We start from the raw sequence: 25706 nt of genomic DNA, 5'->3' as shown, positions 1-25706 counted from the left end.
CAGTGCGCCGCCTGTGTCGCCGCGATGCGCAGGCCTTACTCGTCGAGCACCGCAGAGGTGTAGACCTCTTGCACGTCGTCCAGCGACTCGAGCGCGTCGAGCAGCTTCTGCATGCGAACGGCGTCGTCACCAGAGAGTTCGGTTTCGTTCTGCGCCTTCATCGACACTTCGCCAAACTCGGCAGTGAAGCCGGCTTTCTCCAGTGTCTCCTTGACCGCGGTGAACTCCCACGGGCCGGTGATCACTTCGATGGAGCCGTCGTCATTGGTGACGACGTCTTCTGCACCGGCCTCGAGCGCGGCTTCCATCAGCGCGTCCTCGTTGGTGCCCGGGGCGAACATCAGCTGGCCGCAGTGCTTGAACTGAAAGGCCACACAGCCATCGGTGCCCATGTTGCCGCCGTACTTGGAAAAGGCGTGGCGGACATCGGCTACGGTGCGGGTCTTGTTGTCGGTCAGGCAGTCGACGATGACGGCTGCACCAGCGATGCCGTAGCCTTCGTAACGGGCTTCTTCATAGGTCACGCCTTCCAGCTGGCCGGTGCCGCGCTTGATCGCGTTCTCGATGTTGTCCTTGGGCATGGATTCGCCCTTGGCCTTGTCGATGGCCAGGCGCAGGCGCGGATTGGCGCTGATGTCGCCTCCGCCCATGCGGGCTGCGACCGTGATTTCCTTGATCAGCTTGGTGAAGACCTTGCCCCGCTTGGCGTCCTGACGGCCTTTGCGGTGCTGGATGTTGGCCCATTTGGAATGACCCGCCATATAAACCCCTGATGCAGCATGTGCGATTGAAGATCGATGCATTATACAGGGGGCCGGCGTTGGCGGCTTGCTGGGGGTGGCGGAGAGCTGGGGTAAGATTGCGCACATCCTCAAGCGCTACCGCCGACTTTCCCGGAGAGAACCATGGCCGAACCCCTGCTGATCGCCAAGACCCAAGACAAGGACATCACCCTGCTGCCCCGGCTTGCCAATCGCCATGGCCTGATCACCGGCGCCACCGGTACCGGCAAGACGGTGACACTGCAGAAGATGGCGGAAGCGTTCGCCAGTATCGGTGTCCCGGTGTTCATGGCCGACGTCAAGGGCGACCTCTCGGGTGTCGGTGCGGCGGGCGTGGCCTCCGATAAGTTGATGCAGCGTCTGGCGGCGATCGGTATCCATGAATTCTTGCCGCGAGCCAATACCACCGTGTTCTGGGATGTGTTCGGCGAAGCCGGGCATCCCGTGCGGGCGACGATCTCCGACATGGGGCCGATGCTGCTGGCCCGCCTGCTCAACCTCAACGACACCCAGGCCGGCGTCCTGCAACTGGTGTTCAAGGTCGCAGACGACAACGGTCTGCTGCTGCTCGATCTCAAGGATCTGCGCGCCATGGTCCAGCACGTCGGCGAAAACGCCAGGACCTTTACCACCGAATATGGCAATGTGTCGGCGGCCTCCATTGGTGCGATCCAGCGTAATCTGCTCGCGCTCGAGCAACAGGGCGGGGACGTGTTCTTCGGCGAGCCGATGCTCGACATCAATGACCTGATGCAGACCGATGCGGATGGCCGTGGGGTCATCAATGTACTGGCAGCGGATCGGCTGTATAACTCGCCCAAGCTGTACTCCACCTTCCTGTTGTGGTTGCTGGCGGAGCTTTTCGAGCAGTTGCCCGAGGTTGGTGATCTGGACAAGCCGAAGATGGTGTTCTTCTTCGACGAAGCCCATCTGCTGTTTGCCGATGCGCCCAAGGCACTGGTGGAAAAGGTCGAGCAGGTGGTGAGGTTGATCCGTTCCAAGGGCGTGGGTGTCTACTTTGTCACTCAGAACCCGCTCGACGTGCCCGACACCGTGTTGGGCCAGCTGGGCAACCGGGTGCAGCATGCCTTGCGTGCGTTCACGCCCCGTGATCAGAAGGCGGTGAAGACTGCGGCCGATACCATGCGTGCCAACCCGGCTTTCGATGCGGTGGCCGCGATCACCGAGCTGGGAGTGGGGGAGGCCTTGGTGTCCTTCCTGGATGAGAAGGGGCGGCCGGAGGTCGTCGAGCGGGCCTTTGTCGTCGCGCCGGCATCACGCCTGGGGCCGTTGACCGACGCTGAGCGCCGCGCGGCGATCCAGGCTTCGGTGCTGTTCGGCCACTACGAGGCGGCAGTTGATCGTGAGTCCGCATATGAGATGCTCAGGGCTCAGTCCGAAGCGCGAATGGCGCAACCTGCCCAGGTATCGCCTGCCAGCGCCGGTGCGGCCGGAGGAGGGCTCAGTGATTTTCTGTTTGGCTCCACCGGACCGCGCGGGGCGCAGCGTGACGGTCTGGTGCAGATTGCGGCAAAGACTGTGACGCGCACCGTTGGCAGTAGCATTGGGCGGCAGATCGTGCGTGGTTTGCTCGGGTCCTTGTTGGGCGGCAAGCGTTGAGCCTCATCGGTTGCGCTTCATCGGCTGAAGGCTGGTTTGGCGTCCTTGGGCCTGCCTGGCTTTCGTATTGGCCGCATTCATTCGCCGTTCAGGACACGATCGATCGCATCCATGAACACACGGGTTCGCGCCGGTACAAGACTGCGCCCGGGCAGATGCGCATAGATCTTCAACGGGTGCGGGATGTATTCGGTGAGCAAGGCCTGCAGCCGACCGGACTCGACCTCGCGTCGGCAGTAGGTACTCGATAGCATGACTGCGCCATGACCCGCCAGTGCTGCTTGCAGACGTAGCGCAGCGTTGGAGGTACTCAGTGGCCCACTTGGCTGAATGGCATGAGCGCGGCCATCCGGGCCATGGAAGCGCCACCAGGTTTCGCCCGGCATGGTCAGGCAGGGCCAGGTTTTAAGGTCCTCGATGCCGGCTGGACGACCAAACTTGTGCAGCAGGGCCGGCGTGGCGTACAGACCGCGCGCCACGCTATAGACGCGGCGTACCACTCGCTCCGAGTCCGGCAGGGCCTCGCCGGTGGCAAAGAAGATCACGTCATAGCCGGCGCCCACGGTTTCGCTGCCAAGCACGCGCACATCCAGTTCGATGCGCAGTTTTGGGTGGCGGGCGATGACCTCGTTGATCACCTCGCCCAGTTGTAGCGCGCCAAACTCGTAGGGGGTTGCGATGCGTAACACGCCCTGCGGCTCGTCACGCGCCTGCCCGGCCTCGTCAGCAAGCGCGTCCAGGCGTTCGAACAGTGGCGCGATCTGCGCCAGCAGTCGTTCACCCTGCTCGGTCAGCGCCAGGCGGCGTGTGCTGCGCTCGATCAAGCGTTGCCCCAGTTCGCGCTCGAGGCGGGCAACTGCGTTGCTGACCGACGACTTCGGCAAATCGAGTTGCCCGGCGGCCCGTGTGAAGCTGCCACAGCGGGCAACGGCGGCGAAGGCGTACCAGTCGTTCCAGTTCTTCGATGGCATTGGAGCGCTCAAATGATGTTTATTGTTTGTTTATATGGATAAAGTGTTCATTGAACGCTATTTATCCGCTTGAGTGCACAATGTACCGTGTGTGCCATGTCTAATTCATCCCCTTCCAGCGTTTCCGAGCAGACCACCCGCGTGGAGGCTTCTGGTGCGCGGGTGGCGCTGCTGTCTGCGCACCCCGAGTTCGGGGCGTTTCGTGTGTACGCCTTTGGCGCGGTGCTGGGCTTGGTGGCAGGGCTGGATTTTGTTGCAACCATCCTGATTGCGATGGCGGGTGTGCAGGTGCAGGGTGGGCTGGGGGTGGCGCCGCGCGACTTCCTGTGGGCCTTGACCAGCTACGCGGTTGCCGCGGTGGTGGCCAATCTGGTGCTGGTACAGCTTGCCGGGCGCATCAGTTATCGCCGTTTCACGCTGGTCAGCCTGGCGCTGTTCGTGCTGGGGTCGGTTGCGTGTGCGATGGCGGACACCTTGTTGCAGTTGAGTCTGGCACGGGCCGTACAGGGCTTGGGCGGTGGTGGTTTGTTTGCAGCTTCGCGCATCCTGGCCCAGTACTCATCGCAGCCACAGGAGCGATTGTCGCTGTTCTGGGGCTTCGGGCTGGCCAATTTCGCCTTGGTGGCGCTGTCGCCCTGGCTGGCGGGCTGGTTGATCTCGCACCATGGCTGGAACATGTTGTTCCTGCTGCAGGCGGGTTTTGCCTTGCCCATGCTGCCGCTGGTGCTATGGCTGTATCCGCGTGTGGAGCACCGGCCGGCAAGGTCGATTGGCCGGCTTGACTGGCCGGGCGTGCTTGCATTCGCGGCGGGTGCGCTGTTGTTGTTGCATGCGCTCGAGCATCTGCGTTTCATGACCTTGAGCGATCTCCCCGCCCTGTTGCTGTATGCAGTGGCTGGCTCGATCCTGATTGCCGTCATGATGCGGCGCTTTCGCCGGCATCCCGACCCGTGGCTCGATCCTGGTCGCCTGCTCAGCCGGCGTTATCTGGTTGGTCTGGGCTTCTATGCCTTGTTTTACCTGATTTCCGGGTACTGGAATTTCCTGATTCCGGCCTTCCTGGTTCAGGGGCTGGGCTTTGATCTGGCGAAGGTCGGCGGTCTGCTGTCACTTGGTGCGGCGGTGACCTTGTTTGCGGTGGTCGTCTTTCACCTGCTGCTGCCGCGGCTGATGCGCAAACGCCGCTACATTGCGCTGGGCTATGTCGGGCTTGCTGCGGCCTTTGTGCTGATGAGTCTGGCGGCCCGCCCCGGGGCAGGTGCTGCAGCGGTGCTGCCGGCGATCCTGCTGCAGGGGGCGATGCCGGTACTGGTGTTGCTGCAGGTGGCGATGATGACCTTTGTCGATATGCCGACCGAGGATTTCGCCCACGCCTACGCCTTCAAGAATATCGTCCGTGAGATCGTCAATGCGCTCGGAACCGGTGTTGCGGTGCTGCAGTTTCACCAGGGGACCCAACTGGCGCAGAGCGCCCTGAAGCAGTCGGCGCCGGAAGTCGGTGCGCCCCTGTTGCATCAGGTGGCGGTGACGCAGGCGACGGGGGAGATCCTGCTCGGCATGGCGGCGGTGTGCGTGGTGGTCGCCATCGTGGCCTTGGTGCAGCGTACCTTGCGCTGACGTACAACGCTGCGGTTGCAGGCAGCGTACTGGAGGGGCGAGTCCATATTGATGCTTGTGCCCTGCAGCATCCGCTGGCTTAATCGCGGGTTCGGTACATATTCGGGGTGGCGTCATGACGGGGCAGGCAGCAGGCAGGGCGGCGGCGATCGGCCTGGTATTCGCGCTGATCGGGGCGGTAGGCTTCTCGTTCAAGGCCATCCTGGTCAAGCTCGCCTATCGTCATGGGGTGGACGCAGAAACCCTGCTCGCCCTGCGCATGGCGTTCTCCTTGCCTTTTTTCCTGGTGATGGGGGTGGTGGCCGCGCGTCATGCCGCCTTGCCTTTGTCCGGGCGAGACTGGGGTGCGATGGCGGCACTTGGCATCTTTGGCTATTACCTGGCGAGTTATCTGGATTTTCTTGGTCTGGCCTACATCACCGCGGCGCTTGAGCGCCTGATCCTGTTCCTGTATCCGACCCTGGTCATCGTGTTGTCGGCGCTGTTTCTCGGCAAACCCATCACCCGCCGGATGCTGCTGGCGCTGGGTCTGTCCTATCTGGGCATCGGCCTGGCGGTGGGGCACGATCTGAAAGTGTCTGGCGAACTGAGTGACGTGCTGCTGGGCTGTATCTTGGTGTTCGGTAGTGCGCTCAGTTACGCGCTTTACCTGATGGGTAACGGCCAGGTCGTCGGCCGGCTGGGGTCGGCGCGGGTGACTGCCTATGCCAGTACCTTCGCCTGTGCCTTCAGCCTCGCGCAGTTCTTCGTGATGCGTCCGCTGGCGGCGCTGGATCAGCCCTGGCAGGTTCACGGATTGGCGCTGGCCATGGCGGTGTTCAGTACGGTAGGGCCGGTGTGGATGGTGTCCGAGGCGATTCGTCGTCTGGGGGCCGGGCCGGTGTCGCTCACGGGCACATTGGGGCCGGTGATCACGCTGTTTCTGGGTTGGTTGCTGCTGGATGAGGCCATCGGTGTCGCGCAGATGGCCGGGACGGCGATGGTCATCGCCGGGGTCGTGGTGATGGCACGGCAGCGGGCGGGCTGAACAGCATGCCGGTCGGCCGCAGGTGCATGGCGGACCGGCATGCAGGTGAGTGATCAGGCCAGTTTCAGGCGCTTGCAGATCTCGGTGGTCAGCGCAGCCTGGTTCATGCTGTAAAAGTGCAGGCCAGGTACGCCGGCTGCCAGCAGCTTTTCGCACATCTCGGTAACCACATCCAGACCGAAAGCGCGGATCGAGTCGGCATCGTCACCGTAGGCCTCGAATTTCTTGCGCATCCAGCGCGGAATCTCCGCGCCGCAGGCGTCGGAGAAGCGGGCGAGTTTGGAGAAGCTGGCAATGGGCATGATGCCGGGTACGATCGGGATGTCCACACCCATGGCGCGAACCTCGTCAACAAAGTGCAGATAGGCATCCAGATTGTAGAAGTACTGGGTGATCGCGGAGTCTGCGCCGGCGTCGGCCTTGCGTTTGAAGGCAAGCAGGTCGTCACGCGGACTCCGGGCCTGCGGGTGCCACTCGGGGTAGGCGGCGACTTCGATGCGGAAGCGGTTGCCGGTTTCACTGCGGATGAAGGCCACCAGTTCGTTGGCGTAGCGAAACTCGCCGGGGTCGCCTACGCCGGAGGGTAGGTCGCCACGCAGCGCGACGATGCGGCGGATGCCGGCTTCGGCGTATTCGTTGAGGATCTCGCGGATACCGTCACGGGTCGAGCCGATGCACGACAGGTGTGGCGCCGCCTCACAACCGCTGGCGGCAATTTCCTTGACGGTGGCAAATGTGCGCTCACGGGTCGAGCCGCCCGCGCCATAGGTGACCGAGAAGAAACTGGGCTTGAGCTCGGCAAGTTGCGCACGGACGCCGCGCAGCTTCTCGGCGCCCTCCGAGGTCTGCGGGGGGAAGAATTCGATGGAAAGTTCAGTGTTGTGCATGTCGCATCCAGATGAAGAATTCGCGGTTGCCATCGGTGCCGGTGATGGGAGAGTCGAACCAGCCCAGAACCTTCAGCCCGCAGTTTGCTGCGGCACTGCGCAGCTTGTGTTCGACGTCGACGTACAGGCTTGCATCGCGCACGATGCCACCTTTGGAGAGCCCTCGCGGCCCCACTTCGAATTGGGGTTTCACCAGGGCCAGGATGTCGCCATCGGTCGCCAGCAGTGCTGGCCACTGCGGTAGCAGCAAGGTCAGCGAGATGAAGCTGGCATCGCAGACGATCAGCTTGAAGCCGCCGGGCGGATAGTCCTGGCCAAGGTCGCTTGCCACCAGGTGACGGGCATTGAGGCCCTCCAGTGTCAGGCAGCGCGGCTCGGTGGCAAGACGTGGGTGCAACTGCCCATGACCGACCTCGACCCCGACAACCTTGCTCGCGCCGGCTTGCAGCAGGCAGTCACTGAAACCGCCGGTGGATTGGCCGATGTCCAGGCAGATTTGTCCATTTGGGTTCAGGCCGCTGGTGGTCAGGGCGCCGGCCAGCTTCAGGCCGCCACGCGAAACGTAGCGGTCGCCTGGGTCCGCCTGGATAATGATCACCGCAGATGGCAGCAGCGTTTGCGCCGGCTTGCTCACCACTGCCCCATCGGCACTGACCCGGCCCGCTTCGATCAGCAGTCGCGCAGCCGTCCGCGAAGCGGCCAGTCCTTGCTGTACGAGCAACTGGTCAGCACGTGGCAGGCCCCGGTCGGAGACCGCCGGCGGGGGGGGCGGCGAGGTGGCCGGGCGACTCTGGCGCCGGTGGAAGGAGTTCATGGACATGGGTGAAGGTGCCTTGCTGTTGCCTGCCGGTTTGGATTCAGCTCGCCATGATGCGGGCTAATGTAGCTGGCGGGCTGTAGGGCTTCTGCACGAATGTAACGCGCATGCCCGTTCCCGGGAGCGTCACAGATCCATTGTCGTTTGCGTCCAGACCGCCGGCAAGCCGTTCCGCAGCATTGCTGCGGAACGGCTTACCGATCAGTAGCGGTAGTGCTCGCTCTTGTACGGGCCTTCGACCGGTACGCCTATGTAGGCGGCTTGTTCCGGGCGAAGTACCGACAACTGGGCGTTGAGTGTCTTCAACTGCAGGCGGGCGACCTTTTCATCCAGGTGCTTGGGCAGGGTGTAGACGCCCACCGGGTAGTCGGCGGTCCGGGAGTAGAGTTCGATTTGCGCGATGGTCTGGTTGGCGAAACTCGACGACATCACGTAGGACGGATGGCCGGTACCGCAGCCCAGGTTCACCAGGCGGCCCTTGGCAAGCAGGATGATGCGCTTGCCATCGGGGAAAATGACGTGATCGACCTGCGGCTTGATCTCCTCCCACTGGTACTGCTCGAGCGAGGCGACATCGATCTCGTTGTCGAAGTGGCCGATATTGCAGACGATGGCATTGTTCTTCATCGCGACCATGTGGTCATGGGTGATCACATGGTAGTTACCGGTGGTCGTCACGAAGATGTCGGCCTTGTCGGCCGCGTACTCCATGGTGACCACACGGTAGCCTTCCATCGCCGCCTGAAGGGCGCAGATCGGGTCAATCTCGGTGACCCACACCTGGGCCGAGAGCGCACGCAGGGCCTGGGCCGAGCCCTTGCCGACGTCGCCGTAGCCGCAAACCACCGCGATCTTGCCTGCGATCATCACGTCGGTGGCGCGCTTGATACCGTCAACCAAGGACTCGCGGCAGCCATACAGGTTGTCGAACTTGGACTTGGTGACCGAGTCATTGACGTTGATTGCCGGGAACTTCAGTTCGCCACGCTGGTGCATCTGGTACAGACGATGCACGCCGGTGGTGGTCTCCTCGGTGACGCCCTTGATCTGTGTCAGGCGGGTGGAGTACCAGGTTGGGTCGGTGGCCAGCTTGGCCTTGATCGCAGCGAAGAGAATGGTTTCCTCTTCCGAACCCGGCTTGGCGAGTACCGAGAGGTCCTTTTCTGCGCGGGCGCCGAGATGCAGCAGCAGGGTGGCGTCGCCGCCATCGTCGAGGATCATGTTCGAGTACACCGGCTCACTACCATTGGCCGGCCATTCGAAGATGCGGTGGGTGTAATCCCAGTAGTCGGTCAGCGACTCGCCCTTGACCGCAAATACCGGAATACCCTGAGCGGCAATCGCCGCTGCGGCATGATCCTGGGTCGAGAAGATGTTGCACGAGGCCCAGCGTACCTCGGCACCGAGCGCGGTCAGCGTCTCGATCAGCACCGCGGTCTGGATCGTCATGTGCAGCGAGCCGGTGATGCGTGCGCCCTTCAGCGGCAGGCTGGCGGCGTATTCCTCGCGGATCGCCATCAGGCCCGGCATCTCGGTTTCAGCAATCTTGATTTCCTTGCGGCCCCAGTCGGCAAGGGTCAGATCGGCAATGACGAAGTCGCTAAAGCTTTGATCAGCCACAGAGTTCATGTCGTTTCCTTGAACGTGTGGCCGGGAGGGGGTGGTGTGGTGGGCTCACCTGAACACCCCGTGCCCGGCACGGGTTTAGGTGAGCGCAGTTCCAAAATGACCGAGCCTGGGATGAAAGATCTTGCAGCGCTCCTCGGTTAGGCGAATTATAGCCATAGTTCGGGCGAGGGCCAGTATTTGCTGCACAAAGGGGGCGTGTCGTCCGATGTTCTACTTTGGTAGCGCAGCTCACTCCGTGACAGGGGTCCGAGTTTGCCTGTTAGAAGGAGAAGGGGGCGCCATGAATGAGAAAAAAAAGCAGTTGGCGGGCTTGATGTGTTTTACGCTACTGGTCGGCGGATGTAGCAGTATGCTGCCAAAGGCGGACCAGAAAACGGTGTCGCCATGGCATGATTTCGAGGAGGTCAAGGCAGCCTACGATCTTGTGATTCCGGGGCAAACTGATCGCGCAAGGGTGCACGGCCTGGGCTTTGATCCAACGACTCGGCCTAACGTGCAGATTCTCAATTACTCCGAGATTGCCAATGCCACCTTGCCCCGCGAGAGTCTGGTTGCGGGTGTCGAATTGCCTGCGGGCATTCGTGCATGCATTCAGGCACAGGACCGGTGTGTGGGGTATTCGCTTGAGGAGACCCGAATTAGACGTGATCGTACGGGCAACTTCTGGACAGATTTCCTGAATTTCCGCCGCGAGACGTCCATCAAGGGGTGGCGCTTCAAAGCCTTGTTTGTACTGGTCGACGATACGGTGGTTTTCAAGCAGTGGTCGGGGCAGCCGAATATTCAGGAGATCAGTGTCAGCCGCAACCCTCTGGGGCCTTTTCAAGGCGCAGGGGAAAAGATGTCCACATTCCAGTAAGAGCAAGATGATCTGCTGGGGATGGTCATAGCGTCCAGAGCGCCGGCAAACGGCACTCTGGAGACTTTAATCTGACGATGATTTATGGCCGTTGTGCCGCACCATGCTGACTACCAGCGTGATCAAAGTCAGCGGTAGCACGTAGCTGATCATGGCCGTGGAGAACGTTGCCAGGCTAGCGTGCTTCTGTGAGGCAAGAATCAGCCAGGCGGTGTAGGCGGCGTAATAGCCCAGAAATACGCCGCCCTCCCAGCGTGCAATTTCGCGCCCAGTGATCATGATCGGCAGACAGGCAAACGCCACCGCCAGCATCACCCACAGGTCAAAGTGGCGTGCAGCTTCGGAAACCGGCAGCCCGATGGGTGAGATCAGCCCGGTAACGCCAAGGACTGCGCAGATGTTGAACATGTTGCTGCCGACGACATTGCCAACCGCGATGTCGCGTTGTCCCCGGAACGCGGCAACGATGGAGGTGACAAGTTCGGGCATCGAGGTACCAACGGCCACCACGGTCAAGCCGATGACCAGATCGCTGACGCCGTAAATACGGGCGATGGCTACGGCTGACTGCACCAGCCAGTCGGCGCCCAGTACCAGCATGCCGAGTCCGACCACCACGAGCAGGGTCTGTACCGACCAGTGGCGGTCCCAGTCGCTGGTCGGAATCTCGTTGGCGAACTCGTCTGCAGTGGCTTTCGACGCCTTGCGTGACTGCTGGATCAGGAAGACGGTGTAGGCAATGACCAGACCGAACAGGATGGCCGCCTCAAGCCGGCCAATGTCGCCATCCAGCGCCATGACCAAAAGCAGGGCGGAGGCACCGATCATGATCGGAATCTCCTGCCGGATGATCTGTTCGGCAACCAGCAAGGGTGCGATCAGGGCGCAGGCGCCAAGGATCAGCAAGATGTTGGCGATGTTGCTGCCAACCACATTGCCGATGGCGATATCGACATTGCCGTTGATTGCCGAACCGACCGACACCGCCATTTCCGGCGCGCTGGTGCCGAATGCGACCACCGTCAGGCCGACCACCAAGGGCGAAATGCCGAATGACACCGCAAGGCGCGAAGCACCGCGGACAAGCGCATCGGCGCCAATGACCAGGGTGATCAGACCAAGTGCAAAAAATAGGGCGTGCTGGAGCATGAGGGGGCGAGCTCGGAATGGGTTCGGTTATCTGGTGCACAGGCTGCCCGGTCGATGAGCGGTTGAGCCTGTTTTTTGCTGAATGCACGGGGGCACTTCCGGGCCCTCCGTGCACAAGATGTGTCAGCTTGATTGATGATTAGAGTCCGGCGTCCGAACGCAACGCGGCAGCCTTGTCGGTCTGCTCCCAGGTGAAGCCCGGCTCGTCGCGGCCAAAGTGACCATAGGCGGCCGTGCGCGAGTAGATCGGGCGCAGCAGGTCCAGCGTCTGGATGATGGCCTTCGGGCGCAGGTCGAAGTGGGCCTGGATCAACTCGACGATCCGGTCGTCCGAGATCTTGCCGGTGCCGAAGGTATTGACCATCAGGGACACTGGCTTGGCTACGCCGATGGCGTAGGCGACCTGAACTTCGCACTTGTCAGCCAGCCCGGCGGCCACGACGTTCTTGGCAACATAGCGTCCGGCATAGGCGGCCGAGCGGTCGACCTTGGAGGGGTCCTTGCCGGAGAACGCACCACCGCCGTGGTGAGCCGCTCCGCCGTAGGTGTCGACGATGATCTTGCGTCCGGTCAGCCCGCAGTCACCGTGCGGGCCACCGATGACGAAACGGCCGGTCGGGTTGATCAGGTAGCGCACTTCGCCATGCAGCAACTCCTTGGGCAGGACAGGTTTGATCACCTCTTCGATCACCGCCTCTGCGATTTGTGCGTGCGAGACTTCCGGGTTGTGCTGGGTGGAGACCACGACAGTGTCGATTGCGACGGGCTTGCCGTCCACATACTTGACCGTGAGTTGGCTCTTGGCGTCCGGGCGCAACCACGGCAGGCGGCCATCCTTACGGACTTCGGCCTGGCGCTGCATGATGCGGTGCGCGTAGTAGATCGGCAGTGGCATCAGGCTGGGGGTTTCGTTGCAGGCGTAGCCGAACATCAGGCCCTGGTCGCCAGCGCCCTGATCCAGGTCCAGGCCTTCGCCCTCATTGACCCCCTGGGCGATGTCCGGGGATTGCCGGTTGATCGCGGTGAGGATGGCGCAGGATTTGTAGTCGAAGCCGATGTCGGAGTTGTCGTAACCGATGCGGCGGACGACCTCCTGCGCGGTTTCGCGATAATTGGGGTGCGCGCTGGTAGTGATTTCGCCCGAGATCACGACGAGGCCGGTCGAGACCAGGGTTTCGCAGGCGACGCGGGCGTGCGGATCCTCGGCGAGGATGGCATCCAGGATGCCGTCGGAGATCTGGTCGGCAACCTTGTCGGGATGGCCTTCCGAGACCGACTCGGAGGTAAAGAGAAAAGTATTGCTCATGTTCTTGCTCCTGAAACGAAAAATCCCCTGTGCGGTGGCGTTGCGGCCAGCTCCGGGGATTTCGACGAGCAGCCGACGCTTTAGCAGTACTTGTTTATCGCCAGGTAGGTCGAAACCGTGGTGAAGGCCGCCCTGCAAGTTGTCGAGTTAACTCGGCGGCTAAGGCACAATTATAGGCTGCTATTTTTTCAGGTCAAACTCTTCGGAGTTCACCCCAAGAATTCACCGTGTTTGTCGATACCCTGTTCCGTCTGCTTGCCCGTCTGCCGCTGGCCTGGCTTCATCGCCTGGGGGGCTGGGCTGGCTGGTTGGCCTATACCGCCTCGCCCAGTTACCGCCGACGTCTGCGCCACAATCTACAGTCTGCGCTGGGGCGGCTCGATCCCACCATCTTGCACACCGCCGTGGCTGAGTCCGGCCGCCAGGCGCTTGAGCTGCCCTGGCTGTGGTTGCGTCCAGCCGAAGAAGTCGTGGCCAGCGTGGTTCGCGTCGAAGGATGGGAATGGGTGGAGGCCGCGCAGCGCGAGTCCGCTGGCATCCTGTTCATTACCCCGCACCTGGGGTGCTTCGAAATCACCGCGCAGTACTTCGCTTCGCATGCGCCGGTTACCGTGCTCTATCGCCCGCCGCGCAATCGTGCGCTCGAGCCCTTGATGCAGGCGGGCCGGGTCCGCGGCCGGATGCAGACTGCACCGGCCGACCTGTCGGGGGTACGCAAACTGGTCAAGACCCTGCGCAGCAAGGAAGCGGTCGGCATGCTTCCCGATCAGGTGCCGGGCGCGGGCGAGGGGGTGTGGGCGGATTTCTTCGGACGACCGGCCTGGACCATGACCTTGGCCGCGCGCCTGTCCGAGGTCAAGGGCGTGCACGTGATCTACTGCTGGGCTGAACGTCTGCCGCGTGGACAGGGGTACGTGTTCCGTCTGTCCGGCCCGACCGAGCCGCTTGAAGGGTCGCTGGAGCAAAGGGTGGCGATCATGAACCGTGAGGTCGAGCGCCTGATCCTGCAGTGTCCGGGCCAGTACATCTGGGGCTATAACCGCTACAAGAAACCGCGTAGTGCTCGCGCTGCAGCCGACGAGGCCGAAGTGTCATGATGAGCCGTCTTGGTGTCGGCGTGTTCTGGTTGCTGCACTGGTTGCCGCTGGCGGTACTCTCCCGGGTCGGTGAGGTCTTTGGTTTGCTGCTCTATGTCTTTGCGCTGCCGCGGCGCAGGATTGTGATGACCAACCTGCGATTGTGCTTTCCGGACCAGAGTGTGGCTGAGCGGCGCATGCTGGCCCGGCGGCACTTCAGGGGGGTGGGACGCAGCCTGCTGGAGCGTGGTCTGGTGTGGTGGGGCAGTCGCGAGCGCCTGGAGCGCATCGTGCGCATCGAGGGGGCTGAGCGGGTTCGTGCGCTGCAGGCCGCCGGCAAGTCCGTCATCCTGCTGGCGCCGCATTTCGTCGGGCTCGACATGGGCGGGACGCGCGTTACCATGGCCTTCGACATCGTCAGCATCTACGCCAAGCAGAAGAAAAACCCGGTGCTGGATCGCTGGCTGTATCACGGGCGTAGCCGTTTTGGTGATCAGTTGCTGCTTGCACGGCAGGAAGGGGTGCGCGGCACGGTAAAGGCGATGAAGTCCGGCCGGCCGTTCTATTACCTGCCCGATATGGACTATGGCCGGCGCGACGCCATTTTCGTGCCGTTCTTCGGGGTGCAGGCGGCGACCATCACCGGCTTGTCGCGTCTGGCTCGAGTCGCCGGGGCGGCCGTGCTGCCTTGCGTGACCCGGATGTTGCCCGGAGGGCAGGGCTACGTGGTCGAGATCGGCGAAGCCTGGGGCGATTTTCCCACTGCGGATGTCGAGGCCGACACGCGGCGGATGAATGCCTGGATCGAGTCCATGGTGAGGACCATGCCCGAGCAGTACTACTGGGTGCACCGACGCTTCAAGACCCGGCCCGAGGGCGAACCAAAGTTTTACTGACCGGGCGTTGCGGCTCGATCGTTGTCGGCCAGCCGCTTCAGCACGGCAGGAAAGGCTGCACTGCCCAATAGTGCGACGGCTGAAACGATCAGCACGATGGCGGTGCCGGGTTCGGCGAGCATCGGGTGATGCCCGCTGAAGTCACCTGCTGCCAGCACCAGGCCGGCGATGAGGCAGACAAGGCCAGGAATGCCGAGCAGCCAGGTGCTCAGTGGCAGGGCGTAAGGTTTTCCGGGGGGCGTGTTCATGAGCGGAATTCTGACATGAGCGCGGGTAAATGGCTTGCCTGCGTGGGCTTGCCGTCTGCAGCGGTGGACGTGCCCTGGACGCTGGGGGAGAATCCATGGAAATGCGCATTGGCGCCACAACGTTCGAAATGGTCGCGACCTGATGAAACTTCGATTTACCAAGATGCATGGACTGGGCAACGATTTCGTTGTCATTGATGCCACCCGCCAGGCGGTGGAGCTGACGCCCGAGCGCGTCCGTTACATTGCTGACCGGCACTTTGGAGTGGGGTGTGATCAGTTGCTGGTCGTCGAGCCGGCGGGGCAGGCTGGCGTGGATTTCCGCTATCGCATCTTCAATGCGGATGGTGGGGAGGTCGAGCAGTGTGGCAATGGCGCGCGCTGTTTTGCGCGTTTTGTCGCCGACAAGGGTTTGAGCACCAAGGCCGAGATCCGGGTCGAAACCCAGGCTGGCATCATCGCTCCCCGACTGCGCGAAGATGGGTTGGTGACGGTGAACATGGGGGTGCCGGTGCTCGAGTCCGCTCAAGTCCCCTTCGTGTCCGACTCCGATGCGGTAGTACAAGCGCTTGAGGTGGACGGTGAGCGAATCGCGATCACCGCAGTGTCGATGGGCAACCCCCACGCGGTGCAGGTGGTCGCAGATGTTGACCATGCGCCAGTCGACCGCCTGGGCGCGCTGATCGAATCCCATCCCCGTTTTCCGGCGCGGGTCAACGCAGGTTTCGTTCAGGTTGCGGACGCGCATCGCATCCGTCTGAGGGTATATGAACGGGGGGCTGGTGAAACCCTGGCTTGCGGGACGGGGGCCTGCGCTGCGGTGGTGGCGTCCATCCTGCGGGAGCTGGTGACCTCTCCCGTGCGGGTCGAAACCCGGGGGGGAGAACTCGAGATCGCCTGGGACGGTCCTGGAACCCCGGTGCTGATGACTGGCCCCGCTGTTACCGTATTCGAAGGCGAGATGGAACTCGCCTGAAGCCGAAAGCCTTTCTATCGGGGTGCAAGCCCCAGAGGAGTCCGTCCTGATGAATGCTGCCGACGTCGCGCGTTACCTGCGTGAACATCCTGATTTCCTGTCCGACCATGGCGAATTGTTCACCGAGTTGACGGTGCCGCATCCGCAGCATGGCGGTCAGGCCATCTCGCTGGCCGAGCGTCAGCTTCACGCGCTGCGAGACAAGATTCGGCAGCTCGAGCTCAAGCTGGCCGAGTTGATCCGCTTCGGTGAGGAGAACGACGAAATCAGCGAGAAGGTCCATCGGCTTGGCGTGCTGTTGCTGGAGGCGCATGGCTATGACGGCGTTCGTCACGCCCTGCTGTCCAGCCTGCAGGAGGACTTTGCGGTGCCACATGTCGCGCTGCGCATCTGGAACAGCGTGCTGGCCCGCAGCGAGGAGGACTTTGCGCCGGTAGGCGAGGGAGTACGCCTGTTTGCCGGTGATCTCCGCCATCCCTACTGCGGGGCGCCGGGCAATATCGAAGTGTTGGGTTGGTTTGGTGAGGTTGCGCCCCATATTCGCTCGGTCGCCTTGATGCCGCTGCGCCGCCAGACCCAGGTCATTGGCATGCTGGCCTTGGGGAGTGAGGAGGCCGAACGTTTCTACCCCGAGATGGGAACGCTTTACCTGGGCCGAATTGCCGAGCTGGCGGCAGCGGCCTTGATGGCAGAGATCGGATGAACCCCGTCGCCGACGTTGTGGCGCCGTCATCGCCCGATCCGGTCTGGATGACGGATTATCTGGGATGGTTGGCAAGCCAGCGGCGTGCGGCGGCGCTGACGCTGGAGAACTACACGCGTGACCTGCGCAAGTTGCAGCGGCTGGCTGCAGGCCGCGAGCCCATTACACTGACTTCGGCAGAGATCCGGCGGTTTGCCGGGCGCCTGCATGGTGAGGGGCTGGGGCCGAGATCGATTGCACGCTGCCTGTCGGCATGGCGCAGCTTTTTTCGCTGGCTGGTGCGGCATCGTGGCCTGAAACACAACCCGGTCGAAGGGATCCGTCCGCCAAAGGCGCCTTCTAAACTGCCCGGCGTGCTGTCGCCCGATCAGGCGGCTTGCCTGCTGGACGCGGCCCCGGCCGAGTCGGTGCTGGACTTGCGCGATCTGGCCATGTTCGAACTCTTCTACTCGTCTGGACTGCGCTTGTCCGAACTCACCGGGCTGATGCTGGATGGCAGCCTGGATCTGATCGAGGGCATGGTCACCGTCAAGGGCAAACGTGGCAAAACGCGGACGGTGCCGGTCGGCAGCCGGGCGCTTGCTGCGCTGCGGGCCTGGCTCGACAGCAGGTCGCAACTGCCGGTCGGCGACAACCTCGCCGTCTTTGTGACCCGAACCGGTGCCTGCATGAGTCCGGGTGCAGTGCGCAGCCGGCTGACGCTGCGCGCGCAGCAGTCGGGGCTCGGCATGCACGCACATCCGCACATGCTGCGCCACAGCTTTGCCAGTCATCTGCTGCAATCCAGCGGTGACCTGAGGGCGGTTCAGGAATTGTTGGGGCATGCCAGCATCCGCAGCACACAGGTCTATACCCATCTGGATTTCCAGCACCTTGCCAAGGTGTATGATGCAGCCCACCCGCGGGCGAAACGCTGACGCGCCTGAATTTTACGGGTTCCCCACTTTGGGTATCGACGAATAGGGGAAGGCTGTGCCTATGGGATATGCTGGGCGACATCACAATAACGAGCCAGCTAGTGTCAGATTGCCCCCTTGCGGGGCCTGCGCAGGGTAGCCATGTCAGCAGAATACAGCCCCGAATCCCGTCATCAGAAGCCGGCCGAACCGGTTCCCGAAACACAAAGCGCGGCCGAGCGTCAGCGTGCAATCAGGGAGGTCGCCCTGCTGCTTGCCCGCTACGAAATTCGTCATATCCGTCGCTGGTTTGAAGAGTTCGACCGTGACATCCTGCTGCCCATCCTGCTTGGCGAGATTGCGCTGCACAATATCGGTGGGCTGGGACCGGAGAACGGTACCGAACCGGAAGAAAAGTGCGTGCTCAAACCCTGCAATGCGTATTCGATTGCTGCTGCGACCGGTTTGCCACGTGAAACGGTGCGGCGCAAGATCGTGCGTCTGGTTGAGCTGGGCTGGGTGTTGCGCCGTAGCAACGGTCATCTGTATGTGTCCTCTGATGCGCTCAAGCATTTCGGCGGTTTGTTGAGCTCCCGCGAACTGACCGAGTTGATCGATACCGCCGATCGCGCCCGACGCACGCTGCAGGCTTGAGTCATGCCCGCGGACGGGCTGAACCGGCTGCCTGCAACCGCGCTTCCGTCTGGCGTCGACCTGGGGCAAGGGGCTAAACTTGGCGCCCTTTTGCAGGATTCTCCCCATGGCCCGTCTGCTGCTTCACCCCGGTAAGGAACGCACGGTGTTGCGTCGTCACCCCTGGATCTTCGCCGGTTCGGTGGATCGACTGGACGGTCGCGCGCGACCGGGTGATACCGTCGATGTGGTGGCGGCTGATGGTCGCGAACTGGGGCGGGCGGCGTGGTCACCTGCGTCGCAGATCCGGGCGCGGATGTGGTCGTTCGATACGGGTGCGGCAATCGACCATGCCTTGTTCAAGCGCAAGGTGGCCGAATCCGTGGCGCGCCGTGCCAGCCATCCGATGTTGGCAACGCAAGATGGTCAGCGCTTGATCCACGGCGAGTCGGATGGTCTGCCGGGTGTGATTGCCGACCGCTACGGTGCGGTTGTGGTCCTGCAATTGACCAGCGCGGGTGCAGAAAAGTGGCGTGATGCCATTGTTGCAGGGCTGGTTCAGGCAACGGGCTGCACGGCGGTGTACGAGCGTTCGGATTCCGATGTCCGTCGCCTGGAGGGGCTGGAGCCTCGCACGGGCTGTGCTTGGGGCGAGCTGCCCGATGGCCCCTTGCTGATCACCGAGAATGGGGTCCGGATGGAAGTCGATGTGGTTGGCGGCCACAAGACCGGCTTCTACCTGGATCAGCGCGACAATCGCAAGCTGACTGGCGAATTGGCCCACGGTCGTCGGGTGCTCAACTGTTTCTGCTACACCGGGGGCTTTTCGCTGCAGGCACTGGCCGGCGGTGCGACCAGCGTGTTGTCGATTGATTCGTCCGGCCCGGCGCTGGCAACGGCGGCGCGCAATCTGGCACATAATCCGCAACTCGATGCGGCGCGCGCTGCGTGGCAGGAAGACGATGTGTTCGAGGCGCTGCGTGCCTTGCGAGCGGAAGGGCAGACCTTCGATCTGATCGTGCTCGATCCGCCCAAGTTTGCGCCGTCAGCGGCCCATGCCGAACGCGCTGGGCGGGCGTACAAGGACATCAATCTGTTTGGCTTTCGCTTGCTGGCGCCAGGGGGTATCTTGATGACCTACTCTTGCTCGGGCGGTATCGGCCTGGAAATGTTCCAGAAGATCGTGGCCAGTGCGGCGGGTGATGCTGGCGTCGATGCCCGAATCATCCACCGCCTGGCCGCCGCGGCCGACCATCCGGTTGGCCTGGCCGTACCCGAAGGCGAGTACCTGAAGGGGCTGGCGGTACAGGTCGGCTGATCTGCATCCCGTTGGGGCTTGTGCGTTACTGGGGCAAGGTTGGTGTTCCGCGTGATCCGCGGTGCTCGGGGTTGGGTTGGGGGTCGGCCAGATTGAAGGCCAGGGTCACCAGGGTAATGGCCAGCATCACCAGGCCAAAATACACCCGTTGCATCGCTGGGCCGGGCAGCCTGCGGGTTGCCGAGTAGTAATGATGGCGCAGGAAGATCAACGCCAGTGCCGCCATGCTCAACAGCCCGCCACCCAGCACCCGGCTGGCCAGTGGCGAGAACTCGCGCCCGACTGAAGGATCCCAGCGGTCGGGCATGAAGAAGACCGGGGCGTGCAGTAGCAGGTAAGCCCCACCCAGCAGGCACAGTGTCAGCATCATGACCTGAAAGGTGCGCATCAGTCACCCCCGCCGCCGTCGCCGCCGCAGTCTGCACCCGTACCTTGTCCGCATGGAGACGCGTTGCCGCCCTCGGTGCTGCCCAAGGAGGTGGCTGAGTCCGCGCCGTGCCATCCGTTTGCATGCTTGTCGGGGCGGCGCGTGCGTGACCGCATCGCTGCCCAGATCACCAACAATAGCACCGCAGTTGCGATGATCAGCCCCAGTGGCGCAAGACTCATCGGTGTTTGCGACCCTTAATTATCGAACAGGTCAGGCGCCTGACTGCGCGGCGGGTTGAGCCCGAAATGCTGCCAGATCGCGTGGGTGGCCATGCGTCCGCGCGGGGTGCGCTGCAGATAGCCCTGCTGGATCAGGTAGGGCTCGATGACGTCTTCGATGGTGTCGGTGGATTCACCGATCGCCGCGGCGACGTTGTCCAGTCCGACCGGGCCGCCACCAAACTTTTCCAGCATGGCCGACAGCAGCTTGCGGTCCATCAGGTCCAGTCCCAGCACGTCCACATCCAGCATCACCAGGGCGGCATCGGCGACGGCGCTGCTGATCTGGCCGCCAGCCCTGACTTCGGCATAGTCGCGTACCCGTCGCAGCAGGCGGTTGGCGATGCGTGGCGTGCCCCGCGCACGGCGCGCGATCTCCAGCGCACCGGCATCGTCGATCTGCACATTGAGCAGACGTGCCGAGCGGCTGACGATATAGGCAAGCTCGTCTGCAGTGTAAAACTCGAGGCGCGACACGATCCCGAAGCGATCACGCAGCGGGTTTGTCAGCATGCCGGCGCGTGTGGTGGCACCCACCAGGGTGAAGGGTGGCAGGTCGAGCTTTACTGAGCGTGCTGCAGGCCCTTCCCCGATCATGATGTCGATCTGGAAGTCCTCCAGTGCTGGGTAGAGGATTTCCTCCACCACCGGCGACAGGCGATGGATCTCGTCGATGAACAGCACATCGTGCGGTTCCAGGTTGGTCAGCAGCGCGGCGAGGTCGCCCGCGCGCTCGAGTACCGGGCCGGAGGTCTGACGCAGGTTGACGCCCATTTCGGCGGCGACGATGTGTGCCAGCGTGGTCTTGCCCAGCCCCGGCGGACCGAACAGCAGCACATGGTCGAGCGCTTCCTTACGCTTGCGCGCCGCCTCAATGAAGATCTCGAGTTGCTCCCGAATCTTCGCCTGACCCACATACTCGACCAGTCGCTTGGGGCGCAACGCACGCTCGACGGCGTCTTCCTGGCGGTCGGCCGGCTGGGCGGAGATCAGCCGGTTGCCGCCGCCGGCCTGAAGTTTGTCGGTTTCGATCATGGGGGCAGTTTAGCAGGCGTCAGGGGGCGGGCTTGAAGCATCCGCAGGTGACTTTGATGGGAGGTGGAGATTCAGCTCAAGCCTTGGACAGCAGTTTCAGTGCCTGGCGGATGCCGTCGGAGACGCCGACGTCATCGGCGAGGCCTTTCATCGCGCCCAGGGCTTCACGCTCGTTGTAGCCGAGCGCCAGCAGGGCGTTCAGGATGTCGCTGCGGGCATTGGGGGCGCTATCCATGGGGGCGGCGAGGCGGGCGCCGGAGAGTTGCGGCAGGGCCTTGCCCAGCTTGTCGCGCAGCTCGAGCAGCAGGCGTTCTGCGGTTTTCTTGCCAATGCCGGGGATCTTCACCAGCCGGCCGGACTCCTGCAGTGCAACGGCTTGCGCCAGGTCGCTGACTGACAGGCCGGACAACACGGCAAGCGCCATTCTTGCGCCGATGCCAGAGACCTTCAGCAACTGACGGAACGCGGCGCGTTCTTCCTCGCTGGCGAACCCGTACAGGAAGTGCCCGTCCTCACGCACCGCAAGGTGGGTGTGCAGACTGACACGCTCGCCGGTGGCAGGCAGGTTGTAGAAGGTGCTCATGGGGACGTCGATCTCGTAGCCGATGCCGTTGGCATCGATCAGGATCTGCGGCGGGTTTTTTTCCAGCAGGATGCCGGTGATGCGTCCAATCATGTCAGTGGGGCTCCGGGGGCCCGCGGCGCTGATCCTGGCCGCGAGCGAAATTCGGTTTGGGGGCGTTCCAGGGCTGAAGGCGGGCTGCGACGGCGTGCAGGTCGGCTAGTACCGTTACACCTCGTGCCACGATGTCTTCGGCCGGAGTCAGCAGGTCGGGCACCATCACCACCTGGGCGCCAGAGGCCAGCCCGCCGCGTACGCCGGTGTTGGAGTCTTCCAGCACCAGACAGTCCTCGATCGGGACGTCGACCAGCGCCGCTGCGGCCAGATAGATGTCGGGTGCAGGTTTGCCATGGGTGACTTCGTCACCACCGACCACACCATGCAGACGCTCGAGGATGCCGACATGTTGCAGCTTGGGCAGTGCGCGGCTGCGTCGGGTGGACGTGGCAACCGCACACGGAAGGCCGCGTTGTGCAAGCAGGTCGAGCAGCTCGTGTACGCCGGGCTTGAGCGGAAAGCGCCCTTCCATGATGGCTTGTTCGTAACGCCGGCCGAACTCGGCCTGGTGTGCCTCGACCGGAAAGTCCGGGCCAAAGGCGTCCTGCAGCAGCTGGTAACCGTCGCGTGAATTGGTACCGATCATCCGCATGGCTACCTCGTGATCCCAGGGCAGGCCGAGGTGCAGGCTGGATTCGCGGCCGATGGCGTAGGCGATGCGCTCGGAGTCGAGCAGCAGTCCGTCCATATCGAATATCACCGCACGAACGCGGTCTGCAGCGTGAAAACTCATGAAGCGGAGGTTCCGGAGAAGAGGGCGAGGCTGACGGCCAATAACAGGCCGTGAAGATGGGCGGCGAGAATGGTGCGCTTGATTGCCGGACGCAAGGCCTGGGGATCGCCTGCATGCTCGATCAGGTCACGCCCGGCGGTCAGCGACAGGACCAGGGTAAAGGCCGCGATGCCGGCCTTCTGTGGCAGATGGCCTTCGCCAGCCAGGCCAATCAGCCAGGCGTAGGCGATCAGGCTGATGATCAGGTAACCCCATTTGGCCCGTTCGGTGCCCAGACGCACCACCAAGGTACGTTTGCCGGCCAAGGCATCGCCGTCGCGGTCGGGAAACTGGTTGATGAACAAAAGGTTGGCCACCAACAAGGCGTAGGACACACCGGCCAGCAAGGGCAGACTGTCGAAATAGCCGCGTTGAACATAGTCGGTTCCGATCACCACCATCAGCCAGCCGCCGGCAATGGCCAGCTCACCCAGGCCGCGACTCATCAGTGCAAGCGGCGGCGCGGAATACGCCCAGCCGAAGAACAAGCCCGCCAGACCGATTGCCACCAGCCCGGGGCCGCTATGCCAGCTCAGCCACAAGCCTGCCGGCACGACCGAGGCCAGCAGCAGATAGCCGAAGCGTCCGGTCTGGGCGGCGCTGAGCACACCGTTCTGGATGAACCGGCTACCGCCGGTGAAGGGAAAGAGTCGCGCGGTGTTGGCGGCGTCGGCACCGTTCCGTGCGTCGTGATAGTCGTTGATGACATTGACCCCGGCGTGCGCGACCAGGGCGAACAGTACGGTGGCCGTTGCGGTGAGGGCATTGATGCTTACCCCACCCGCATGCGCACTGGCAAGCCCGATCAGGCAGGCCACCAGGGTAACCGTCAGGAAGGCCGGCCGGGTGGCGGCGAAGTAGAGCGCGAGCGGGTGCGAGTAGCGGCCGGGCAGCGGTTCTCCGGCCTGTGGCGACGGGGTGGAGTTGGGGGAAGATGGATTCACCACATGCTCACAGCAACACGATATCGAATTGTTCCTGGGTGTAGCTGGCTTCCGGGTGCAGCGATACCTTCTTGTCGATGAAGTCCGACAGCATGGCCAGTGACTGGCTTTCTTCGTCGAGGAACAGGTCGATGACATTGGGGGCCGCGAGCACGCGGAACTCGCGGGCGTTGAACTGGCGCGCCTCGCGTAGCAGTTCGCGCAGGATCTCGTAGCACACCGTACGCGCGGTCTTGACCTCGCCGCGACCGCTGCAGGTGGGGCAGGGCTCGCACAACAGGTGGGCAAGGGATTCGCGGGTGCGTTTGCGTGTCATCTCCACCAGGCCGAGCGCGGTAAAACCGTTGATGCTCATCTTGGTATGGTCGCGCGACAAGGCCTTGCGGAATTCATCGAGCACCATCTCGCGATGTTCGGTGTTCTCCATGTCGATGAAGTCGATGATGATGATGCCGCCGAGGTTGCGCAGCCGCAGCTGGCGGGCGATAGCCTGGGTGGCTTCGAGGTTGGTCTTGAAGATGGTGTCGTCGAAGTTGCGTGCACCCACGAAACCGCCGGTGTTGACGTCCACCGTGGTCATCGCTTCGGTCTGATCGATGATCAGATAGCCGCCCGACTTCAGATCGACGCGGCGTGCCAGCGCCCGCTGGATCTCTTCTTCGACATTGTAGAGCTCGAACAGCGGGCGTTCGCCCGTGTAGTGCTCGAGCAGCGGCAAGACCTTGGGCGTGTATTCGGCGGCAAAGGCGGTGAGCTTCTGGAAGTTCTCCCGCGAATCGACGCGGATGCGGGTGGTTTCTTCATCGACCAGGTCGCGCAGCGTACGCTGGCCGAGTCCAAGGTCTTCATGCAGCAATTTGGGCGGAAAGGCGCCGATGGTGGTGTTGCCGATTTCACGCCACAGCTTGCGCAGGTAGGCAATGTCGGCTGCCAGCTCCTCGTCGGTGGCGGATTCCGCCATGGTCCGGACGATGAAGCCGCCGGGTTCGTCCTCCGGCACCAGTCGGGTCAGGCGCTCGCGTAGCTGCTCGCGCTCGGCCTCATCCTCGATGCGCTGGGAGATACCGATGTGCTTCTCCTGTGGCAGGTATACCAGTAACCGGCCTGCCAGGCTGACTTGAGTGGAGAGCCGGGCGCCCTTGGTGCCGATCGGGTCCTTCAGTACCTGTACCAGCAGGTTCTGACCCTCGACCAGGATCTTCTCGATGGGCTTGGCCGCCTCGCCGTGTGGACGGTCGGTCCAGATGTCGGCGACGTGGAGAAAGGCGGTACGGTCCAGGCCGATTTCGATGAAGGCCGACTGCATGCCAGGCAGCACACGCACCACCTTGCCAAGATAGATGTTGCCGACGATGCCACGACTGGCAGTGCGTTCGACATGCAGTTCTTGTACGACGCCTTGTTCGACAATGGCGACCCGCGTCTCCTGCGGGGTAAAGTTGATCAGGAATTCGATGCTCATGCGCGCTGCGGTCCAATGGGAAATGCGCAAGGACAGTCGGGAAGTCTGCCATTGCGCATGGCTCATCGTTGAGCGGGGCACCTGCGCGTATCGGGCGGCAGGTGCTGGGGGTGGGCTAAAGCGGGTAGTCGAACACCTCCAGCAGTTCCGCCGCTTCAAACAAGGGCAGGCCCATGATGCCCGAATAGCTGCCGCGGATCTCCTCGATGAACACTGCGGCGCGCCCCTGGATGCCATAGGCGCCGGCCTTGTCCATGGGTTCGCCGGAGGCGACATAATGGCGGATGTCCTTTTCGGTCAGCGCGCGGAAACGCACCGTGCTGTCGGAGATGCGGCTGCGGATGCGGTTGCCGTCGCTGATCGCAATCGCGGTCAGTACCCGGTGGGTACGGCCGGACAGGCGCTGCAGGATGTTGCGCGCATCGTCGGCATCGACCGGTTTGCCAATGATCTCACCGTCGAGCTCCAAGGTCGTGTCGGCCGCCAGTACGGGCTGGCGCGGCAGCTTGCGCCACACGATGCGGCGCATGCCGGCTTCCGCCTTGGTCAGTGCCAACCGCTCGACATAGCGCTCGACACTCTCGCCTGGCAGAGGGGTTTCGTCGACATCGGCATCTTCGCCACGCTCTCCGCCGCGAAAGGTGAGCACATCGAACTGTACGCCGATCTGGCGCAGCAGCTCGCGCCGGCGGGGGCTTTTCGAAGCGAGGTAGATGCGGGGCTGAATGGCAGACATGGCGTGTATTCCGGGCCGCG

General features: G+C 63.0%; 26 protein-coding genes and 1 riboswitch. Of the genes, 11 read left to right on the top strand and 15 right to left on the bottom strand.

Features of this window, described 5'->3' with window-relative positions:
- Positions 1-35: 35 nt before the first annotated feature.
- The gene (locus tag DNK49_RS01475; protein WP_110522537.1) at positions 36-761 is read right to left on the bottom strand and encodes a YebC/PmpR family DNA-binding transcriptional regulator; all 726 of its coding nucleotides are present in this window, start codon (positions 759-761) and stop codon (positions 36-38) included.
- A gap of 144 nt (positions 762-905) precedes the next feature.
- On the opposite strand from DNK49_RS01475, the gene DNK49_RS01470 reads away from it, so the two are divergent.
- Positions 906-2402: a helicase HerA-like C-terminal domain-containing protein gene (locus tag DNK49_RS01470; protein ID WP_110522536.1), complete on the top strand. Its 1497-nt coding sequence runs from the start codon at positions 906-908 to the stop codon at positions 2400-2402.
- Between the two features lie 77 nt (positions 2403-2479).
- On the opposite strand, the gene DNK49_RS01465 is transcribed toward DNK49_RS01470, so the two are convergent.
- A complete protein-coding gene (locus DNK49_RS01465; protein ID WP_110522535.1) occupies positions 2480-3373 on the bottom strand; it encodes a LysR family transcriptional regulator in 894 nt (297 codons plus the stop codon).
- A 96-nt stretch (positions 3374-3469) separates the two neighbouring features.
- Here DNK49_RS01465 and DNK49_RS01460 point away from each other — a divergent pair, with 96 nt between their 5' ends.
- Together DNK49_RS01460 and DNK49_RS01455 are read left to right on the top strand one after the other, a co-directional pair.
- Positions 3470-4990, top strand: a complete 1521-nt coding sequence (locus DNK49_RS01460; RefSeq protein ID WP_110522534.1) for an MFS transporter — start codon at positions 3470-3472, stop codon at positions 4988-4990.
- Between the two features lie 115 nt (positions 4991-5105).
- On the top strand, positions 5106-6017 hold the full coding sequence (locus tag DNK49_RS01455; protein WP_110522533.1) for a DMT family transporter: 912 nt from the start codon (positions 5106-5108) through the stop codon (positions 6015-6017).
- Positions 6018-6070: 53 nt separating this feature from the next.
- Here the strand turns inward: DNK49_RS01455 and metF are convergent, their stop codons facing one another.
- The 3 genes from metF to ahcY all read right to left on the bottom strand — a co-directional run bounded on the left by metF (position 6071) and on the right by ahcY (position 9350).
- Positions 6071-6904 carry a methylenetetrahydrofolate reductase [NAD(P)H] gene (gene metF, locus DNK49_RS01450; protein ID WP_110522532.1) on the bottom strand — a complete coding sequence of 278 codons (834 nt, stop codon included), beginning with the start codon at positions 6902-6904 and terminating at the stop codon, positions 6071-6073.
- On the bottom strand, positions 6891-7724 hold the full coding sequence (locus tag DNK49_RS01445; RefSeq protein ID WP_110522531.1) for a TlyA family RNA methyltransferase: 834 nt from the start codon (positions 7722-7724) through the stop codon (positions 6891-6893). The genes metF and DNK49_RS01445 overlap by 14 nt, the downstream gene beginning before the upstream one ends.
- Positions 7725-7922: 198 nt before the next feature.
- The gene (gene ahcY / locus DNK49_RS01440; protein WP_110522530.1) at positions 7923-9350 is read right to left on the bottom strand and encodes an adenosylhomocysteinase; all 1428 of its coding nucleotides are present in this window, start codon (positions 9348-9350) and stop codon (positions 7923-7925) included.
- 74 nt (positions 9351-9424) lie between these two features.
- A riboswitch (S-adenosyl-L-homocysteine riboswitch) is annotated at positions 9425-9491 on the bottom strand.
- Positions 9492-9630: 139 nt separating this feature from the next.
- On the opposite strand from ahcY, the gene DNK49_RS01435 reads away from it, so the two are divergent.
- On the top strand, positions 9631-10209 hold the full coding sequence (locus tag DNK49_RS01435; protein WP_110522529.1) for a hypothetical protein: 579 nt from the start codon (positions 9631-9633) through the stop codon (positions 10207-10209).
- 66 nt (positions 10210-10275) lie between these two features.
- On the opposite strand, the gene DNK49_RS01430 is transcribed toward DNK49_RS01435, so the two are convergent.
- Positions 10276-11358 (bottom strand): calcium/sodium antiporter, encoded by a 1083-nt coding sequence (locus DNK49_RS01430; protein ID WP_110522528.1) that lies wholly within the window; start codon positions 11356-11358, stop codon positions 10276-10278.
- A gap of 139 nt (positions 11359-11497) precedes the next feature.
- Positions 11498-12664: a methionine adenosyltransferase gene (gene metK / locus DNK49_RS01425; protein WP_110522527.1), complete on the bottom strand. Its 1167-nt coding sequence runs from the start codon at positions 12662-12664 to the stop codon at positions 11498-11500.
- 182 nt (positions 12665-12846) lie between these two features.
- Here metK and DNK49_RS01420 point away from each other — a divergent pair, with 182 nt between their 5' ends.
- Positions 12847-13761: a lysophospholipid acyltransferase family protein gene (locus tag DNK49_RS01420; RefSeq protein ID WP_110522526.1), complete on the top strand. Its 915-nt coding sequence runs from the start codon at positions 12847-12849 to the stop codon at positions 13759-13761.
- Entirely contained in the window at positions 13761-14636 is an 876-nt protein-coding gene (locus DNK49_RS01415) for a lysophospholipid acyltransferase family protein (protein WP_110522525.1), read from the top strand. Before DNK49_RS01420 ends, DNK49_RS01415 begins: the two co-directional genes overlap by 1 nt.
- On the opposite strand, the gene DNK49_RS01410 is transcribed toward DNK49_RS01415, so the two are convergent.
- Positions 14630-14884 carry a hypothetical protein gene (locus tag DNK49_RS01410; RefSeq protein ID WP_110522524.1) on the bottom strand — a complete coding sequence of 85 codons (255 nt, stop codon included), beginning with the start codon at positions 14882-14884 and terminating at the stop codon, positions 14630-14632. The genes DNK49_RS01415 and DNK49_RS01410 overlap by 7 nt on opposite strands.
- A gap of 142 nt (positions 14885-15026) precedes the next feature.
- Here DNK49_RS01410 and dapF point away from each other — a divergent pair, with 142 nt between their 5' ends.
- From dapF to DNK49_RS01385, 5 genes are all read left to right on the top strand, one after another.
- Complete coding sequence (gene dapF, locus DNK49_RS01405) at positions 15027-15860, top strand: diaminopimelate epimerase (protein ID WP_110522523.1); 834 nt, start codon at positions 15027-15029, stop codon at positions 15858-15860.
- 49 nt (positions 15861-15909) lie between these two features.
- Entirely contained in the window at positions 15910-16563 is a 654-nt protein-coding gene (locus DNK49_RS01400) for a DUF484 family protein (protein ID WP_110522522.1), read from the top strand.
- Positions 16560-17480, top strand: coding sequence for a tyrosine recombinase XerC (locus tag DNK49_RS01395; RefSeq protein WP_110522521.1), 921 nt, complete (start codon positions 16560-16562; stop codon positions 17478-17480). Before DNK49_RS01400 ends, DNK49_RS01395 begins: the two co-directional genes overlap by 4 nt.
- A gap of 141 nt (positions 17481-17621) precedes the next feature.
- Positions 17622-18113: a helix-turn-helix domain-containing protein gene (locus DNK49_RS01390; protein ID WP_243632200.1), complete on the top strand. Its 492-nt coding sequence runs from the start codon at positions 17622-17624 to the stop codon at positions 18111-18113.
- A gap of 106 nt (positions 18114-18219) precedes the next feature.
- Positions 18220-19410, top strand: a complete 1191-nt coding sequence (locus tag DNK49_RS01385) for a class I SAM-dependent rRNA methyltransferase (RefSeq protein ID WP_110522520.1) — start codon at positions 18220-18222, stop codon at positions 19408-19410.
- Between the two features lie 25 nt (positions 19411-19435).
- Here DNK49_RS01385 and DNK49_RS01380 read toward each other — a convergent pair whose 3' ends face one another.
- The 7 genes from DNK49_RS01380 to DNK49_RS01345 all read right to left on the bottom strand — a co-directional run bounded on the left by DNK49_RS01380 (position 19436) and on the right by DNK49_RS01345 (position 25686).
- On the bottom strand, positions 19436-19798 hold the full coding sequence (locus DNK49_RS01380; RefSeq protein WP_110522519.1) for a hypothetical protein: 363 nt from the start codon (positions 19796-19798) through the stop codon (positions 19436-19438).
- A gap of 236 nt (positions 19799-20034) precedes the next feature.
- A complete protein-coding gene (ruvB, locus tag DNK49_RS01370) occupies positions 20035-21093 on the bottom strand; it encodes a Holliday junction branch migration DNA helicase RuvB (protein ID WP_110522517.1) in 1059 nt (352 codons plus the stop codon).
- Between the two features lie 76 nt (positions 21094-21169).
- Positions 21170-21769 carry a Holliday junction branch migration protein RuvA gene (gene ruvA / locus DNK49_RS01365; protein WP_110522516.1) on the bottom strand — a complete coding sequence of 200 codons (600 nt, stop codon included), beginning with the start codon at positions 21767-21769 and terminating at the stop codon, positions 21170-21172.
- A 1-nt stretch (position 21770) separates the two neighbouring features.
- Positions 21771-22505: an HAD family hydrolase gene (locus DNK49_RS01360; RefSeq protein WP_110522515.1), complete on the bottom strand. Its 735-nt coding sequence runs from the start codon at positions 22503-22505 to the stop codon at positions 21771-21773.
- Positions 22502-23488, bottom strand: a complete 987-nt coding sequence (locus tag DNK49_RS01355; protein WP_424444902.1) for a prenyltransferase — start codon at positions 23486-23488, stop codon at positions 22502-22504. Before DNK49_RS01355 ends, DNK49_RS01360 begins: the two co-directional genes overlap by 4 nt.
- A gap of 7 nt (positions 23489-23495) precedes the next feature.
- The gene (gene rng, locus DNK49_RS01350; RefSeq protein ID WP_110522514.1) at positions 23496-24950 is read right to left on the bottom strand and encodes a ribonuclease G; all 1455 of its coding nucleotides are present in this window, start codon (positions 24948-24950) and stop codon (positions 23496-23498) included.
- Positions 24951-25065: 115 nt separating this feature from the next.
- Positions 25066-25686: a Maf family protein gene (locus DNK49_RS01345; protein ID WP_110522513.1), complete on the bottom strand. Its 621-nt coding sequence runs from the start codon at positions 25684-25686 to the stop codon at positions 25066-25068.
- Between the last annotated feature and the right edge of the window lie 20 nt (positions 25687-25706).

Origin of the sequence: Parazoarcus communis SWub3 = DSM 12120 (genome assembly GCF_003226565.1) — a bacterium.
GTDB lineage: Bacteria > Pseudomonadota > Gammaproteobacteria > Burkholderiales > Rhodocyclaceae > Parazoarcus > Parazoarcus communis.
The sequence above is the reverse complement of the archived record's forward strand: the minus strand, read 5'-3'. Positions and strand labels throughout refer to the sequence as shown.

What these genes read in the sequence shown, in the direction of transcription:
- DNK49_RS01475 (WP_110522537.1), bottom strand. Translation starts at nt 761, where the DNA reads ATGGCGGGTCATTCCAAATGGGCCAACATCCAGCACCGCAAAGGCCGT.
- DNK49_RS01470 (WP_110522536.1), top strand. Translation starts at nt 906, where the DNA reads ATGGCCGAACCCCTGCTGATCGCCAAGACCCAAGACAAGGACATCACC.
- DNK49_RS01465 (WP_110522535.1), bottom strand. Translation starts at nt 3,373, where the DNA reads ATGCCATCGAAGAACTGGAACGACTGGTACGCCTTCGCCGCCGTTGCC.
- DNK49_RS01460 (WP_110522534.1), top strand. Translation starts at nt 3,470, where the DNA reads ATGTCTAATTCATCCCCTTCCAGCGTTTCCGAGCAGACCACCCGCGTG.
- DNK49_RS01455 (WP_110522533.1), top strand. Translation starts at nt 5,106, where the DNA reads ATGACGGGGCAGGCAGCAGGCAGGGCGGCGGCGATCGGCCTGGTATTC.
- metF (WP_110522532.1), bottom strand. Translation starts at nt 6,904, where the DNA reads ATGCACAACACTGAACTTTCCATCGAATTCTTCCCCCCGCAGACCTCG.
- DNK49_RS01445 (WP_110522531.1), bottom strand. Translation starts at nt 7,724, where the DNA reads ATGTCCATGAACTCCTTCCACCGGCGCCAGAGTCGCCCGGCCACCTCG.
- ahcY (WP_110522530.1), bottom strand. Translation starts at nt 9,350, where the DNA reads ATGAACTCTGTGGCTGATCAAAGCTTTAGCGACTTCGTCATTGCCGAT.
- DNK49_RS01435 (WP_110522529.1), top strand. Translation starts at nt 9,631, where the DNA reads ATGAATGAGAAAAAAAAGCAGTTGGCGGGCTTGATGTGTTTTACGCTA.
- DNK49_RS01430 (WP_110522528.1), bottom strand. Translation starts at nt 11,358, where the DNA reads ATGCTCCAGCACGCCCTATTTTTTGCACTTGGTCTGATCACCCTGGTC.
- metK (WP_110522527.1), bottom strand. Translation starts at nt 12,664, where the DNA reads ATGAGCAATACTTTTCTCTTTACCTCCGAGTCGGTCTCGGAAGGCCAT.
- DNK49_RS01415 (WP_110522525.1), top strand. Translation starts at nt 13,761, where the DNA reads ATGAGCCGTCTTGGTGTCGGCGTGTTCTGGTTGCTGCACTGGTTGCCG.
- DNK49_RS01410 (WP_110522524.1), bottom strand. Translation starts at nt 14,884, where the DNA reads ATGAACACGCCCCCCGGAAAACCTTACGCCCTGCCACTGAGCACCTGG.
- dapF (WP_110522523.1), top strand. Translation starts at nt 15,027, where the DNA reads ATGAAACTTCGATTTACCAAGATGCATGGACTGGGCAACGATTTCGTT.
- DNK49_RS01400 (WP_110522522.1), top strand. Translation starts at nt 15,910, where the DNA reads ATGAATGCTGCCGACGTCGCGCGTTACCTGCGTGAACATCCTGATTTC.
- DNK49_RS01395 (WP_110522521.1), top strand. Translation starts at nt 16,560, where the DNA reads ATGAACCCCGTCGCCGACGTTGTGGCGCCGTCATCGCCCGATCCGGTC.
- DNK49_RS01390 (WP_243632200.1), top strand. Translation starts at nt 17,622, where the DNA reads ATGTCAGCAGAATACAGCCCCGAATCCCGTCATCAGAAGCCGGCCGAA.
- DNK49_RS01385 (WP_110522520.1), top strand. Translation starts at nt 18,220, where the DNA reads ATGGCCCGTCTGCTGCTTCACCCCGGTAAGGAACGCACGGTGTTGCGT.
- DNK49_RS01380 (WP_110522519.1), bottom strand. Translation starts at nt 19,798, where the DNA reads ATGCGCACCTTTCAGGTCATGATGCTGACACTGTGCCTGCTGGGTGGG.
- ruvB (WP_110522517.1), bottom strand. Translation starts at nt 21,093, where the DNA reads ATGATCGAAACCGACAAACTTCAGGCCGGCGGCGGCAACCGGCTGATC.
- ruvA (WP_110522516.1), bottom strand. Translation starts at nt 21,769, where the DNA reads ATGATTGGACGCATCACCGGCATCCTGCTGGAAAAAAACCCGCCGCAG.
- DNK49_RS01360 (WP_110522515.1), bottom strand. Translation starts at nt 22,505, where the DNA reads ATGAGTTTTCACGCTGCAGACCGCGTTCGTGCGGTGATATTCGATATG.
- rng (WP_110522514.1), bottom strand. Translation starts at nt 24,950, where the DNA reads ATGAGCATCGAATTCCTGATCAACTTTACCCCGCAGGAGACGCGGGTC.
- DNK49_RS01345 (WP_110522513.1), bottom strand. Translation starts at nt 25,686, where the DNA reads ATGTCTGCCATTCAGCCCCGCATCTACCTCGCTTCGAAAAGCCCCCGC.